This window comes from Tepidicaulis sp. (genome assembly GCF_965222285.1).
Lineage (GTDB): Bacteria > Pseudomonadota > Alphaproteobacteria > Parvibaculales > Parvibaculaceae > Tepidicaulis.
The window spans coordinates 192,261-207,600 of the sequence record NZ_OZ244942.1; the positions used below are offsets into that span (position 1 = coordinate 192,261).

General features: G+C 60.4%; 13 protein-coding genes. 10 read left to right on the top strand and 3 right to left on the bottom strand.

The window, feature by feature from the left end; translation table 11 throughout:
• The first annotated feature begins 41 nt into the window (after positions 1-41).
• The 6 genes from ACOQOT_RS00820 to ahcY all read left to right on the top strand — a co-directional run bounded on the left by ACOQOT_RS00820 (position 42) and on the right by ahcY (position 5,448).
• Entirely contained in the window at positions 42-746 is a 705-nt protein-coding gene (locus ACOQOT_RS00820) for a response regulator transcription factor (RefSeq protein WP_045442165.1), read from the top strand.
• A gap of 7 nt (positions 747-753) precedes the next feature.
• Positions 754-2,538: a stimulus-sensing domain-containing protein gene (locus ACOQOT_RS00825; RefSeq protein ID WP_420560500.1), complete on the top strand. Its 1,785-nt coding sequence runs from the start codon at positions 754-756 to the stop codon at positions 2,536-2,538.
• A complete protein-coding gene (locus tag ACOQOT_RS00830; RefSeq protein WP_420560501.1) occupies positions 2,535-3,011 on the top strand; it encodes an HPr kinase/phosphorylase in 477 nt (158 codons plus the stop codon). The genes ACOQOT_RS00825 and ACOQOT_RS00830 overlap by 4 nt, the downstream gene beginning before the upstream one ends.
• 129 nt (positions 3,012-3,140) lie before the next feature.
• On the top strand, positions 3,141-3,548 hold the full coding sequence (locus tag ACOQOT_RS00835) for a PTS sugar transporter subunit IIA (protein WP_420560502.1): 408 nt from the start codon (positions 3,141-3,143) through the stop codon (positions 3,546-3,548).
• 10 nt (positions 3,549-3,558) lie between these two features.
• Positions 3,559-3,834, top strand: coding sequence for an HPr family phosphocarrier protein (locus ACOQOT_RS00840; RefSeq protein WP_420560503.1), 276 nt, complete (start codon positions 3,559-3,561; stop codon positions 3,832-3,834).
• A 318-nt stretch (positions 3,835-4,152) separates the two neighbouring features.
• Positions 4,153-5,448, top strand: a complete 1,296-nt coding sequence (gene ahcY, locus ACOQOT_RS00845; protein ID WP_420560504.1) for an adenosylhomocysteinase — start codon at positions 4,153-4,155, stop codon at positions 5,446-5,448.
• Positions 5,449-5,568: 120 nt separating this feature from the next.
• Here the strand turns inward: ahcY and ACOQOT_RS00850 are convergent, their stop codons facing one another.
• Positions 5,569-6,183: a hypothetical protein gene (locus tag ACOQOT_RS00850; RefSeq protein ID WP_420560505.1), complete on the bottom strand. Its 615-nt coding sequence runs from the start codon at positions 6,181-6,183 to the stop codon at positions 5,569-5,571.
• A gap of 58 nt (positions 6,184-6,241) precedes the next feature.
• Between ACOQOT_RS00850 and ACOQOT_RS00855 the strand changes: the two genes are divergently transcribed.
• From ACOQOT_RS00855 to ACOQOT_RS00870, 4 genes are all read left to right on the top strand, one after another.
• On the top strand, positions 6,242-7,189 hold the full coding sequence (locus ACOQOT_RS00855) for a hypothetical protein (RefSeq protein WP_420560506.1): 948 nt from the start codon (positions 6,242-6,244) through the stop codon (positions 7,187-7,189).
• A 706-nt stretch (positions 7,190-7,895) separates the two neighbouring features.
• A complete protein-coding gene (locus ACOQOT_RS00860; RefSeq protein ID WP_420560507.1) occupies positions 7,896-10,520 on the top strand; it encodes an ATP-binding protein in 2,625 nt (874 codons plus the stop codon).
• Between the two features lie 234 nt (positions 10,521-10,754).
• A complete protein-coding gene (locus tag ACOQOT_RS00865; protein WP_420560508.1) occupies positions 10,755-11,210 on the top strand; it encodes a (2Fe-2S)-binding protein in 456 nt (151 codons plus the stop codon).
• An 11-nt stretch (positions 11,211-11,221) separates the two neighbouring features.
• On the top strand, positions 11,222-13,447 hold the full coding sequence (locus ACOQOT_RS00870; protein WP_420560509.1) for a molybdopterin cofactor-binding domain-containing protein: 2,226 nt from the start codon (positions 11,222-11,224) through the stop codon (positions 13,445-13,447).
• 58 nt (positions 13,448-13,505) lie between these two features.
• On the opposite strand, the gene ACOQOT_RS00875 is transcribed toward ACOQOT_RS00870, so the two are convergent.
• Both ACOQOT_RS00875 and ACOQOT_RS00880 read right to left on the bottom strand, forming a co-directional pair.
• On the bottom strand, positions 13,506-14,852 hold the full coding sequence (locus ACOQOT_RS00875; RefSeq protein WP_420560510.1) for a DUF2254 domain-containing protein: 1,347 nt from the start codon (positions 14,850-14,852) through the stop codon (positions 13,506-13,508).
• A gap of 111 nt (positions 14,853-14,963) precedes the next feature.
• On the bottom strand, positions 14,964-15,284 hold the full coding sequence (locus ACOQOT_RS00880) for a 2Fe-2S iron-sulfur cluster-binding protein (RefSeq protein ID WP_420560511.1): 321 nt from the start codon (positions 15,282-15,284) through the stop codon (positions 14,964-14,966).
• Between the last annotated feature and the right edge of the window lie 56 nt (positions 15,285-15,340).

Consider the following 15,340-nt stretch of genomic DNA (forward strand, 5'->3'; position numbering starts at 1 on the left):
TCTGGCCAGCTTGAACCATGCTGGATGTGAAGGGGATTTGAATGGCGACGATTGCGCTGGTGGATGACGACCGCAACATTCTGGCTTCGGTCAGCATCGCGCTCGAGGCGGAAGGCTTCCATGTCCAGACCTATACGGACGGCGCCTCGGCCCTTGCCGGCCTGCAGGCGACGCCGCCGGATATTGCCGTCTTCGACATCAAGATGCCGCGCATGGACGGGCTGGAGCTGTTGCGCCGCCTGCGCCAGAAATCCGAACTGCCGGTCATTTTCCTCACCTCCAAGGATGATGAGATCGATGAATTGTTCGGCCTGAAAATGGGCGCGGACGATTACATCAAGAAGCCTTTCTCTCAGCGCCTTCTGGTGGAGCGGGTGAAGGCGATCCTGCGCCGCTCCGGCGCGGTGAAAGGCGGGCCGGAAGGCGAGGCGCAGCCTTCGGGCGGCATGCTGGAACGCGGCAAGCTCGTCATGGACCCGGACCGGCACACCTGCACCTGGAACGGCCAGGACGTGACGCTCACCGTTACGGAGTTTCTTATCCTGCAGGCGCTCGCCCAGCGTCCCGGCTATGTGAAAAGCCGCGACCAGCTCATGGATGCGGCCTATGATGATCAGGTCTATGTGGATGACCGCACCATCGACAGCCACATCAAGCGGCTGCGCAAGAAGTTCAAGCAAGCCGATGACGATTTCGACGCCATCGAAACGCTTTATGGCGTGGGCTACAAGTTCAAGGAAAGCTGAGGCCTGAATGAGCTATGCGGCCCGGCAGGAGGAAGAACCTCAGGGTGAGAGCCGGCAGGACGCGGCGGAGGAAGCATCCTCCGGTCCGCTGAGCGCGGCGGGCCGCCTTTGGAGCACGCTCTCCGCCGCCTTCCGCCGCTTTCTTCTGCAATCGCGCTTTGCCAGCCTGACGCGGCGCATCGTCGTCTTCAATCTCGTCGCGCTTTGTCTGTTGGGCGCGGGCATTCTTTATCTCAACCAGTTCCGCCAGGGCCTCATCGATGCGCGCAAGCAGTCGTTGATGACCCAGGCGCAGATCATCGCGGGCGCCATCGGCGAAACGGCGACCGCGAGCCCGCTTGCCGAAACCGTCGATCCTTTGGAACAGATCGAGCGGCGCGGCAAATGGGTGAACCCGGATGAATATTTCGAAGAGCGCGACATTGCCATTATCGCCGAGGAAGCCGCGCCCATCCTGCGCCGTCTCGTGCTTCCGACACAGACGCGCGCGCGCCTTTACGACCGTGACGGCTGGCTGATCCTCGATTCCCGCCAGCTCACCGATGCGGGCCAGATCATCCTCTTCGAATTGCCGCCGCCCGACGGGGCCGATGAGCGCGGGATTTTCACGCGGATTTTCGACACGGTGCGCGGCTGGCTGCCGGGCCGCGCCCTGCCGCGCTACCGGGAAGCGGGCAGTCAGAACGGCTATATCTACGATGAAGTGGCGCTGGCGCTGACCGGCACCGCCGCCACCATGGAGCGCATCTCCGATAGGGGCGAGTTGATCGTCTCCGTCGCCGTGCCGGTGCAGCGTTTCCGCGCGGTGCTCGGCACGCTGATGCTTTCCACCGAAGGCGGCGACATCGACGCCATCGTGCGCGCCGAGCGCCTGGCCATCGTGCAGGTCTTTCTCGTGGCGCTCGCCGTTTCCATTCTTCTTTCCGTCGTGCTTGCCGGCACCATTGCCGAGCCTGTGCGCCGCCTGGCCGAGGCGAGCGAGCGCGTGCGCCGGGGCAAGACCGGCCGTGTCGAGATCCCCGACTTTTCCGAGCGGCGCGATGAGATCGGCGAGCTTTCGGGCTCCTTGCGCGATATGACGAAAGCGCTTTACGACCGCATCGATGCGATCGAAAGTTTCGCGGCAGATGTGGCGCACGAACTGAAGAACCCGCTCACCTCCATCCGCTCGGCCATCGAAACGCTCGACATTGCCAAGACGCCGGAACAGCGCGCCCGGCTCATGGATATTATCCAGCACGATATCCGCCGCATCGACCGGCTGATCTCCGACATTTCCGATGCCTCCCGCCTCGATGCCGAGCTCTCGCGCCAGGAGCTGGAAGAGGTGCGCCTCGATGTGCTGGCTGAAACCGTCATCGATCTTTTCAACGAGACGGGGGCGGGCGGCGCCAAAATCGTTCAATTCGAAAAGCCGGTGGGCGCGCGCGCCGACACCGCCTATAGCGTCACGGGCGTTGCCGACAGGCTCGGCCAGGTGCTGCGCAACCTCATCGACAATGCGCTCTCCTTCACGCCGGAAGGCGGGCTGGTGCATGTGCGCGTCTCGCGCGAGGAAGACCGTGTGCGCCTGACGGTGGAGGATGAAGGGCCGGGCGTCCAGCCATCGAGCCTTGAGAAAATCTTCGAGCGTTTCCATTCCGACCGCCCCGGCGCCTTCGGCCGCCATTCCGGCCTCGGCCTTTCCATCTCCAAACAGATCGTCGAGGCCCATAACGGGCGCATCTGGGCGGAGAACCGGGAAGAGAAGGGCGCGCGCTTCACCGTCGAATTGCCCGCGGCGGAAGAATGATGCCGGAAACCTCTCAGCAGACATTGCACGGCACGGCCATCGCCTGGAACGGCGAGGCGGTGCTTTTGAGCGGACCGCCGGGCGCGGGCAAATCCGATCTTGCCTGGCGCATTCTGGAAAATGACCCGGCGGCCCGTCTTGTGGGCGATGACCGGCTTGAATGGCAGCTGGAAGAAGGCGCGCTCTGGCTTTCCGCGCCCGGGACGCTGGCGGGCCTCATCGAAATCCGCGGTCTCGGCATCCTCACGCTGCCTCACGCGCCGAAGGCACGCCTGCGCCTTCTCATCGAGCTTGTCTCCCGCGCCGAGGTGCCGCGCCTGCCCCTGCCTGCTTTTCGCGAAGTGGAAAGCGTGCCCGTGCCGCTTTTGCGCCTTCATGCCTTCGATGCCGCCGCGCCCGCGAAAGTGGCGCTCGCGCTCGCCAGCATCGGTCTTTCCGGCTTTCCGGGGCCGGATGGGCGGCTTTCCCGTTAAGCCTCCTCACGGATTTCTGTCTTTTGCGCGCGAGTTCTCCTTGTCATGCGGCCCGTAATGGTTGCACGATAGCCGCCACTTTCGGGGGAGCCTTTGCAATTGATGCGCGGCGCGGATATTAGGTCTTAGATGATCGGATTAGTTCTTGTAACGCACGGCCAATTGGCCAGCCAGTTTGTCGCCGCGACGGAGCATGTCGTCGGACCCCAGCAGAATGTAACGGCCATCTGCATCGGCCCGGACGATGACATGGAGCAGCGCCGCAAAGACATTCTGGAGGCGGTGGCCGGTGCCGATACCGGCGACGGGGTGATCCTCCTCACCGACATGTTCGGCGGCACGCCCTCCAATCTCGCCATTTCCATCATGGATAAGGCGCATGTGGAGGTGATCGCGGGCATCAACCTGCCCATGCTGATCAAGCTGGCCAGCGTGCGCGAGAGCCTTTCTCTTGCCGAAGCGGTGGATCAGGCGCAGGAATCGGGCCGCAAATACATCTCCATCGCCTCCAAGGTGCTGGCCGGCGAAACCTCCTGACCTTGAAGTGATGGCCGTGCTTTCCAAAGAAGTCGAAATCGTGAACACGCGCGGGCTGCATGCGCGCGCCTCGGCCAAATTCGTCCAGACGGCGGAATGGTACGACGCCAAGGTGCGCGTCTCCCGCGACGGGCAGACCGTGGGCGGCACCTCCATCATGGGGCTGATGATGCTCGCCGCCGCCAAGGGCTGCACCATCACCATCAAGGCGGAAGGCCGCCAGGCCGAAGAGGCGCTGGAAGCCTTAAGCGCCCTCGTCGCGGACCGTTTCGGCGAAGAAGACTGAGCTTCTTTCCATTTCCCCTCACTCGCTCAACACACATGTCATGGCCCGGCTTGTCCGGGCCATCCACGAATTATGCCGCAGCGCCCTTTTTGCCGCCCGTGGATGCCCCGCATAAAGCGGGGCATGACAAGAAGGGGGACGACACGGGAAGGATTGCTTAGGGTTAAATCGTAGAAAGACATAAAGATTTCTTTATATCTTCTTGCGCCCGCCCCGCGCCCTTGCTATGAAGGCGCTCTCAGTTCAAATGCGGGGCCTTTGCCGGTGCCGCGCTGCCGGGGCGCCTCGCCCCCGATGGATAAGCCTAAGGAGCCAAGGATGAGTGAATTCACCGATTGCAAGGTCGCGGACATGTCGCTTGCAGACTGGGGCCGCAAGGAAATTGCGATCGCGGAAACTGAGATGCCGGGCCTGATGGCGCTGCGCCAGGAATTCGGCAAGGAAAAGCCGCTGAAAGGCGCGCGCATCGCCGGCTGCCTGCATATGACCATTCAGACCGCCGTGCTGATGGAAACGCTGGTCGAGCTCGGCGCCACGCTGCGCTGGTCCTCCTGCAACATCTTCTCCACCCAGGACCACGCCGCCGCCGCCATGGCCGCGGTGAAAATCCCTACCTTCGCCTGGAAGGGCGAGACGGAAGAAGAATTCTGGTGGTGCATCGAGCAGACCATCGAAGGCCCGGACGGCTGGCGCCCCAACATCATTCTGGACGATGGCGGCGATCTCACCCAGATCATGCATGACAAGTATCCCGAGCTTCTCAACGACGTGGTCGGCATTTCCGAGGAAACCACCACGGGCGTGCTGCGCCTTTACGAAATGGCGAAAGCCGGCACGCTCAAAGTGCCCGCCATCAACGTCAATGACAGCGTGACGAAGTCGAAGTTCGACAATCTTTATGGCTGCCGCGAAAGCCTGGTGGACGGCGTCAAGCGCGCCACCGACGTGATGATCGCGGGCAAGGTCGCGGTGATCTGCGGCTATGGCGATGTGGGCAAGGGCTCGGCCGAATCCATGCGCAGCCAGGGCGCCCGCGTGGTGGTGACGGAGATCGACCCGATCTGCGCGCTGCAGGCGGCGATGGAAGGCTATGAAGTGGCGACCATGGATGAAGTCGCCCCCCATGGCGATATCTTCATCACCTGCACGGGCAATAAGGACATCATCACGATCGACCATATGCGCCAGATGAAGGACCGGGCGATCGTCGGCAATATCGGCCATTTCGACAGTGAAATTCAGGTGGCCGCGCTGAAGAACTACACCTGGCACAATGTGAAGCCGCAGGTGGACGAGATCGAGTTCCCGGACGGCAAGCGCATCATCCTGCTTGCCGAAGGGCGTCTGCTCAATCTGGGCTGCGCGACGGGCCACCCCAGCTTCGTGATGAGCGCCTCTTTCACGAACCAGGTGCTGGCGCAGATCGAGCTTTGGCAGAACCACAAGAATTACGACAACAAGGTCTATGTGCTGCCCAAGCACCTGGACGAAAAAGTGGCCGCGCTTCACCTGCCCAAACTCGGCGTGCGCCTCACTCAGCTTACGGACGATCAGGCCAAATATATCGGCGTCCCCCAGGACGGCCCCTTCAAGCCGGATCACTACCGCTACTAAGCACGATGTTCGGGCGCCTTGACGCCCCGCTCAAAGCCCGGCCCCAGCGGCCGGGCTTTTTGTTTTTTGGTAAGAAGAAAGTGTCTGCTTCGAAATGGGCTGACGACATGGTAGTGCGTGTTAGGTTGGTTCAGGCAATCTCCCGACCGTATCCGACGACTCTTTTGCGCGATTATAAATTGAAGTGACGGCTTCGCGTATACCGCTAAAGGCATACTTGTTACCAAAAAGAACGAATACCTCGGCGGAAGGATCTACGAGCCTAAAGACGTGCCCCAACTCTTCGTCGGCAACGCTCGCGGTGCTAACCATTGGTGCGGGGAATACATAACCAGTAATATCCCTGAGTAGATATTCGTCCAACCTTTCGTCGAAATGCTCTAGAGCGTTCCGAAGGTCTCTTGCACAAAGTGGCGAGTTGTCTGGCACCCCAAATGCTTTTCGCAGTTTTTCGGCTCTTCGTTGGTGTATTTGATTTTTTGAACGTGCGGGCCAGAAGAACCTGGATACGGCTGCAGAATGAGATAAGGCTTCATGTGCATTGGATACTATAGCAGCCTCATCTTTCCCCTCTGATATTGCTGCGTCATATCGATCAAATGCTTTGACGGCGCGACCTGCTGCATAAACTATAGCTTCTAGGTAAAATGCTTCAAACATTGGATCAATGCCGTCGAGTTCTTCCGCGACAATCCGTTCACGTCGCATCTGCTCTTCAGTGTTTATTTCGCTCAATAGCCCTCTCCTGTTTTTGGTGCAGCATAAAAAGTCTTGTGAATGCGAAGTTTGATCGATGAACTCGAATCCGAGAATCGTATTTCTAGATCAGAATAAATGGATTGAATTGCTGCGCGCGGAGCAGCATCCAAATTTATATCCGCTCCAGTACTCTGTTCTCAAAAATCTAGAAGCAGACTTAAATAAGAGGAAGATTGTTCTGCCTCTGTCGAGCACAAATATATATGAAACGTACAAGATTGCCGCGCCAGACCGGAGAGCGAAATTGGCTCTTCTGCAGGCGCGGTTAAGCAATGGACTGGTTTTCCGCGGACGCTATGCGCGTCTTGAAGCTGAGCTGTTTGACTTCCTCGGGAAGGAGTATGGCATCGCGCGCGCATTCCGTTCTGAATGGTGGTTTCTTTCTGATGTATTCTTCGAGGCGTTCATGAGTGCGGAAGATGAGCGTATCAATTTCAAAATTTCACCTAGTGTCTTGCAGGTTATTCGCCGGTATCCGGCTAAGTCTCTCTTTGATTACCTTGCTTCCGCGCCGGATGAAGAACGACGCCTTGCCGTGAGGAATTGGAGTAATGGTTCTGAACTGCTGAGGAAAAGAGTAGAGAGTCGACGTGATAGACATAGGGGCGAAAGCATGTCTATACGAAGGCGTATCTATGGTGCATTGATGCTTGAAGACGAATTCCAACTGCTTGCGCGGTTCGCGAAGAAATGTGGAGTGGATTGGAAATCAGTAAGCCAGATAAAGGGAGCCATTGCGAGGCGGCTCCTGAATGAGATGCCTATTTATCATCTTGAGCGTGAGCTTGTGTTGCGGCTAGAAGCTCAGGAGCGTGCTGTCACTGAGAATGATTTCAGGGATGTTTCTGCTTATATCGCTGCAATTGCTTATGCTGATGAGGTCATCGGGGAGAACACCGTAGTGAATGTGGCGCGGCAAGCGGGGTTCGGAAAAAAATATAATACCAAGCTTGAGACGAACATACTCACGTTAATCCGATAGCATGTGTTGTATTGAGTGAGCGAAAATGGAATGCAGCTATTTTTTTCCAAAGCCACCTAGAGCTTCGTATGCCTCCAATATATCCTTAGGCGATAGTATAATTTCTCCGGTTTTTATCCAAGGCTCGAATGTGCCATCTTTATCTAACTCCACCGCATATCGAACAGCGTCATGTAACTCCCACCAAGGTTCCGGTGCAGGGGACGAACTGTTCGACTGTTCTGAAGGATTGAAATCCTTTGTCGGCTGCTCCCCCCGTGGAAGCCAAAAAAGTATTGCTGATGCCTGCCAGAGTAGATTGCTTTTTGTCATAACTAACTACGTTCCTAAGCTTTTGATGGGGCCGTATTAAACCGTTGCCCATCATGAATGTAGTATGCAGCGAAATTTTCTTGTGACTTTGTGTGCTCTGTGAAATCTACAATACCACTTTAGCGCTAGAGGCCGTGATAAATGCGGTTACATACTCAGTTTGGCTAGTGAACTAATTTTTCCCCATCGATTCGGTTGCGCAATGAAGTGTGGTCTTTGAGACTCACTTGCCCGCGATTTCGGTTAAGATTTTCTCCGTGCATCTGTCCAAGCTATAGCAATGCCTGAGCTTGGCGGTGTAACGTATTGGCAATAGGGGAAAATCGGTGCGGCGGCGCGGGCGGGCAGGCTCGGCAAGTCCCGCATCTGTTGGGGTTAGTCAGGCAAGGCGGCAATGAGCCATTTGAGGCAGGGCAGGGACAGCCAGCTTAAAAGCATGGGGGCACGGAAAAGCCGCGCGGCGCGCGCGGCCTTGGGCCTCGCTGTTTCGGCTCTTGTGGCCGCGCCCTTCGCGCCTGCCCAGGCCCATGAAGGCGGGGCGGCGCCGGGCTGGCTCGGCGGCTGGGCGGAAAATGCCGCGCCGTTTCTGGAAAGCATCGGGGTCGATCCGCATCTGGCTGCCGATCCTTCTTATGTCGCCGGGCTTTCCTTTGCGCTCGCCGCCGTGGTGCTCGCCAATCTTTTCGCCTTCTGGTCTATGCGCTCGGTGCGCGCGGCCCGGGGCGCCGAGGCGCGCCGCGCCGAGGACCTCGAAGGCCTGATGAAACGGGTGAACGCCGCCGAGGCCATTCTCGCCGCCGAGCCCGATGCGGTGTTCATCTGGACGCCGGAAACCATGAAGGCCTCCCCCGGCACCTTGCAGGCGCGGCCCCGCATTGTCGGCTCCACCTCCGCCATCGTCGATCCGTCATCGGGGGCGGTGGATTTCGATTATTTCGTCTCCCGCCTCGTCGGCGAACATGGCGCCAAGCTGCGCGATGCGGTGAACCGGCTGCGCTCGCGCGGGGCGCGCTTCTCGCTCATCCTGCAAACGGTGCAGGGCCATATTTTCGAGGCCGAGGGGCGGCCCGCCGGGGCCCAGGCCGTGCTTTGGCTGCGCGATGTGACGGGCGAGCGCGCGGAAGTCTCCCGCCTGATGGAGCGGATCAAGAGCGCCGACAGCGCGCAGCTGCGCCTGACCGAGCAGCTCGGCCTTTTGCCCATGCCCGCCTGGCGGCGCGGCCTCGATGGCAATCTTCTCTGGGTGAACGAGGCTTATGCGGGCGCCGTGGATGCGGCAAGCCCCGGCGAGGCTTTGGAAAAACAGACGCGCCTTGCCCCGGACGCGCTGCAGCGCGAGCTCGACAAAGTGCTCGAAGAAGGCGGGCGGGCGAGCGGCCAGGGCCGCGTCGTCATTGCCGGTGAGCGGCGCAATATGGAGATCACGGAATTTCCCATCGGCGAGGGGCAGATTGCCGGCATCGCCGTCGATGTGAGCGCGCTGGAAGAAGCCCGCCAGGAACTGAGACGCCATATCGAGGCGCACCGCACGACGCTCGACAAATTGACGAGTGCCGTGGCGATCTTCGGCCCGGACAAGCGGCTGAAATTTTACAACGAAGCGTATGTCTCTCTCTGGGGCCTCGATGAAGCGCTGCTGAAAGACGAGCCGACGGAAGGCGAGCTGCTCGACCAGTTGCGCGCCGCCCGCCGCCTGCCCGAACAGGCGAATTATCAGGACTGGCGCGCCCGCCGCCTTGAGCTTTACCGCTCGCCGGAGCCCCTGGAGGAATATTGGCACCTGCCCGACGGGCAGACCGTGCGCGTCATGGGCCAGGCGCATCCGTTCGGCGGGCTCATTTATGTGTATGAGAACGTCACCGAGAAGCTGCATTTGGAAAGCTCCTATAATGTGCTGGAGCGCGTGCAGCGCGAGACGCTGGACAATCTGAAAGAGGCGGTGGCGGTGTTCGGCTCGGACGGGCGGCTGAAGCTGCACAATCCGGCCTATGAGGAGATCTGGAATTTCTCCCCCGCCGAGCTCGACAATGAACCGCATTTCAACGAGCTCGCCGAGGCTTCGACCTATCTTTACGACAATGAGGAAGTGTGGGGCGATTTGCGCGCGCGCATCACCTCCGCCGGCGCGGTGCGCGCGGAGCAGGCGGGCCGCGTGGAGCGGCCGGACGGCACGGTGATCGATTACGCCCTCGTGCCGCTGCCCGACGGGGCGACGCTTTTGACCTTCGTGGACATGACCGATTCCACCCGCATGGAGCGCGCCTTGCGCGAGCGTAACGAGGCGCTGGAAACGGCGGACCGGCTGAAATCGGAATTCATCAGCCATGTGTCCTATCAGCTCAGAACGCCGCTCACGAATATCATCGGCTTCGGCGAAATTCTGGAAGCGGAAATGTTCGGCGAGCTGACGCCGAAGCAGCATGAATATACGGTCGGTATTCTCGACAGCTCCAACCAGCTCCTCGATCTCGTGAACGACATTCTGGACTTGGCCACCGTCGAGGCGGGCGCCATGGCGCTGGAAGTGTCCGAGGTCGATCTCAGCGAAGTGGTGCGCGCGGCAGAAGAATTCGCCCAGCGCCCGGCGCAGAAAAACAAAGTGACGCTGAAAGTCGAATGCCCCGAGGATATCGGCGCGCTCAAGGCCGATGAGCGGCGCATCAAGCAGATCATGCTCAATCTGCTCTCCAATTCCCTCGCCTTCACCCAGGCCGGCGACACGATCGTCATCGGCGCGGCGCGTTCGGACAGCGAGGTTGCCCTTTTCGTTTCCGACACGGGCGACGGCATCAAGCCGGAACATCAGGCAACGGTTTTCGATCGCTTCGAGGCGCGCGGCGGGCCGGACGGGCATTCGGGCGCGGGCCTCGGCCTCTCGCTCGTGAAAAGTTTCGTCGAGCTGCATGGCGGCTGGGTGACGCTGGAATCGGCGCCGGAAATGGGCACGCGCGTCACCTGCCATTTGCCGCTCCATGCCCCACAATTGCGCGCCGGGGCGGCGCTTCAGGTCGGCAGCTAGGCGCCCCAAGTCGTGTAAGTGCCCGTTGGGTCAAAAAGGCTGACCGGCTGAACAGTCACAAAAATTTGCCCCGCCTGTTCAAAAACGGCCCTTGCACGGACCTCAAATTGAACCATATGGTTTAATCAGGAACAGCCCCCGCGAGGCCGCGCTGCGTTATGTCAGGCGCCGGCCAGCGCGCGGCGGGCTTGCGCGGGCCATGTGTCCGCAGCTACCGGACGGGGAGAGGACCTCATGATTTCTTTGCAAGTAAATGGCGAGTGGCGCGAGCTCGATGTCGAGCCCGACATGCCGCTGCTCTGGGCGATCCGCGATGAGCTGGGCCTCACGGGAACGAAATTCGGCTGCGGCGTCGCCGCTTGCGGCGCCTGCACGGTGCAGGTGGATGGCGTGGCGCAGCGCTCCTGCGTATTGCCGGTCGGCGCGGTGGAAGGCGCCTCGGTGCGCACGGTGGAAAATCTCGGCACTGCCGATAATCTCTCCGCGCTGCAGGCCGCCTGGATCAAACATCAGGTGCCGCAATGCGGTTATTGCCAGTCCGGCATGCTGATGGCTGCCGACGCGCTGCTTACCGAGAACCCCAATCCGAGCGATGCGGATATCGATGCGGCGATGACGAATATCTGCCGCTGCGGCACCTATCAGCGGGTGCGCGCGGCCATTCACGACGCGGCGAAAGCCAAGGCATAAGGGAGAGGCAGATGAAACGACCATCAAGACGTCAATTTCTCATCGGCGGCGGCGCAGTTGGCGGCGGCCTGCTTCTGGCGTATGGCCTGCTCTCGCCGGAGCGGCGCGAAGTGGCGGGTAGCATCATCGGCGGGGAAGGCGCGCAGCTGACGACCTGGGTGCGCATCCATCCCGACAACACCGTCACCTTCTATGTGCCCCACGGCGAAATGGGCCAGGGCGTCCACACCGCGCTGCCCATGATGGCGGCCGAAGAAATGGAAGCCGACTGGGATCTCGTGCGCATGGAACAGGCCCCGGCGACTCCGACCTTCGCCAACGGCCCGCTCGGCAAAGGGTATCTGACGAATGGCGGCGGCGTGCCTGCCGCGCTCAACGGCACGGCGAATTTCGCCACCTACAAACTCGCCGAGCTCATGAACCTGCAGATCACCGGCGGCTCGACGGCGGTGCGCTTTACGGGCCAGTTCGGCATGCGCGTGACGGGGGCTGCGGCAAAAGAAATGCTGATCAAGGCAGCCGCAAAAAAATGGGGCGTGGCGGAGAGCGAATGCACCGCGCGCCTTTCTCATGTGCTGCATGAAGCCTCGGGCCAGAAAGCGACTTTCGGCGAGCTTGCCGAACTTGCCGCCGAGTTCTCGCCTTCCGCCAATCCGGTTCTTAAGAACAAGAAAGATTACACGATCGTCGGTACCGCGAAGCAGCGCTTCGACATTCCGGCGAAAGTGACGGGCGAAAGCATGTACGGCATCGACGTTAAAGTGCCGGGCATGCTCTATGCCGCGATCAAGCAGGTGCCGGTAATCGGCGGCAGCGTCGCCCGCGTCAACGATACCGAAGCCTTGGCCGCGCGCGGCGTGCGCGCCGTGGTGACGCTGGAAGACGGCGTCGCCGTGGTGGCGGACAATACCTGGCGGGCGAAACAGGCGCTCGATCTTCTGGAAGTCGAGTTCACCGATGGCGGCAATGGGGATGTCTCGAGTGAGAGCATTTTCGCGCAGTTCGATAAAGCGCTGGCCGAAAGCGAAGGCGAGGAAGATGTGGAGAAGGGCGAGGGCGCAGCTGCACTTGCCAGCGCCCAGACCGTGGTCGAGGCCGACTACCGCGTGCCCTTCCTTGCCCATGCCACGATGGAGCCGATGAACTGCACCGTGCGCATCGAGAACGGCAAATGCGATGTCTGGATCGGCACCCAGGACGGGCTCGGCACGCGCGCCGTAGCGGCGGAAGCGGCCGGCATGAGCGATGACGATGTCACCGTTCACACGCTGATGATGGGCGGCGGTTTCGGGCGGCGCTCGCCCGGCTCGCCCAACCACATCATTCAGGCGGTGAAAATCGCCAAGGAAGTGGGCGCGCCGGTCAAGCTGACCTGGAGCCGTGAAGACGACATGCAGCATGATTATTACCGTCCGGCGGTTTCCGCGCGCATGTCTGCAGGCTTCGATGAGGAAGGTAATCTCACCGCCTGGGTCAACCGCTATATCCGCAAGGACGAACCGGCAGAGGCAAGCCACATTCCTTACGCAGTGGCGAACCAGTCGATCCGCTATGTGGAAAGCGAAGTGCATATCCCTTACGGGCCCTGGCGCTCGGTGGCGCATACCCAGCACACGTTCTTCAATGAGAGCTTCACGGACGAGCTTGCTCATGCGGCAGGCAAGGACCCTTATCAGTTCCGCCGCGATCTTTTGAAGGATCAGCCGCGTCACCTGGCGGTGCTGGACCTTGCCGCCAAGAAAGCCAATTGGGGCGGCCCGCTGCCCGAAGGTCATGCCAGAGGCATTGCCGTTCAGGAAAGCTTCCAGACCATTGTGGCGGAAGTCGTGGAAGTCTCGCTCGATGAGAACGGCCGTCCGCGCGTGCACAATGTGACGGCGGCGGTCGATTGCGGCGAGGTGATCAATACCGATACCGCCCGCGCGCAGGTGGAAAGCGGCATCATTTACGGCCTGACCGCCGCGCTTTACGGCGAGATCACGGTCGAGAACGGCGCCGTCGTCGAGGAAAACTTCCCCGATTATGAAATGGTGCGTCTGGCGAACACGCCGAAGATGGATGTGCATTTCATCGAATCGGGCGCAAAGCTCGGCGGGCTGGGGGAACCCGGCACGCCGCCGGTCGCCCCGGCGCTGGCCAATGCGCTCTTTTCCCTGACGGGCCAGCGCATCCGCTCTCTGCCCTTGAAGAACCACGAGTTCTCCCGCTCGAACCGGCTGGCGCAAGCAGCCGACTGAGCCTTCGGGAAAGCAAGATGAATGCGGCCCCCGCCTTTACCGGCGGGGGCCGTTTCTTTTAGGAAAGATGCTTATGTGCCGGGCGCGCCGTCTCCAGCGATTTACGCAGCTCGCTCAGCCGTTGCAGAAGATCGTCCGTATCCGAGCTTTCGGCGAAATAAGTTTCAAGACTGCTTTCGATCTTGTTTGCCTGTGCGCCAAGCACCTGCCAGTGCTCATCCGTGCGGATGAACTCTCCGAGCCGCGTGATCGATTCGATGAGCCGTAGCGTGACGGCCACATTGTCCCGCGCCGCCTGGCGGATTTCATTGAAGGCGCAATCGATAAAACCTTCAAAGGAAACGATGTCGCGCCAGAGTCGCGGGGTGTTCTCCTTGTCGCAAAGAAGGGGCGCGGGCGCCTCGCCCTGCATCGCACGGGCGGAAGCCGCCGTCAGCCAATCGATACAGGCAATTGCCGTGCGCGGATCGTTGATGCCGGGGGAAAGCGCCCGGAGCGCGATTTCGACAAGGGCCGTTACCGCAAATTCGATATCCTGTGCCGCGCTGCGCTTAGGGCCGAGCACCAAAGCCGCGCGGATCTTCTCGTGATCGCCTTCCTCGATCGCGGGGCCGCAATAAGCAAGGGTGCTGCCTGAAACGATATAATGGCCCGGCCTGTAAAGAAGCCGGATGAAACTGTCGCGCTTTTCCGCGAGCTCGGCGAGCGGTCCCGGGCTCAGCGTTTGCACATAGCCGGACTTTTCCGCCTTGATGGGATGGGGCGCAAGATCGCTTAAGGCCTTCAGCGTTTCTTCTTGCCTGGCGCGGGCCGCGCTGCGGCTTTCCTTATCGCTTTCTTCCGGAAAGGCGCGCGGCATGGCGTTCAAAAGATCATCGGCCACGGAAAAAATCACCCAGTCAGCTTGGATGATAATGGCGACATGGTGGATGAAGGCGATAAGGAGCCCGAAGCAGAACAGCGTGCCGAGAATGGCAAAATGCAGCGAAAGCACGGGCACGAACGCCTCTTCTCCGCCTGCCACCGAGCGCAGCACGATCAGCGCATAAGAAAACGTGCTGACATAACTGCCGAGCGTGAATTGCACCAGCCGGTCGGAAATGAACTTGCCGATGAGCCGCGGCCCGAGCTGGGAAGAGGCCATGGTCAGCGTCACAAGGGTGAGGGAGAAGACAAGGCTCGTGACGGTGATAAGCGAGCCGGCGATGGTGGATAAAATGGCCCGCGCCCCGTCCGCATCCACATCGAAAAAGGGAAGCGGGCTGAGAAAGGCCGCGCCGAGCCCGGCATGATCCGCCCAAAGCGTCATCCCCGCCATGAAAAGCGCAAAGAGCCACATCAGCGACGGCGTGAACCAGAAACTGTTGAGCGCCTGATATTTGAAATAGCGAAGATGGCTGAGCATGATCTCTCCCTTGAGCTCAGCTTAGCGGGCGCGGGCACCGGCAGGAAGAGAGGCGGGCAAAAGAAAAGGGACGGCCAAGCCGTCCCTTATCCAACCCGTGTGCTTCAAGTCTTAGTGCTGGGAGGCGGGCATGGACACCCGGATACCCTCCAGCGCGTCCGTCACCTCGATCTGGCAGGCAAGACGTGAGTTCTCTTTGCTGTGGTCGCAGAAGTCGAGCATGGTCTCTTCCATGTCTTCTTTTGCCGGCAGCTTGGCGGCCCATTCTTCCGGCACATAGATCATGCAGGTCGCGCAGGCGCAGGCGCCGCCGCAATCCGCGTCGATGCCGGGAACGAGATGTTTCGTGGCCGCTTCCATGAGGTTGGTGCCGTTTTCCGCATCCACTTCATGTTCGGTGCCGTCATGCTCGATGAAAACAACCTTGGTCATAGATACTCCGTCTTCAGATGTCTGCCCCGGTCGGTGTTGACGGGCAGCTCCCGTTA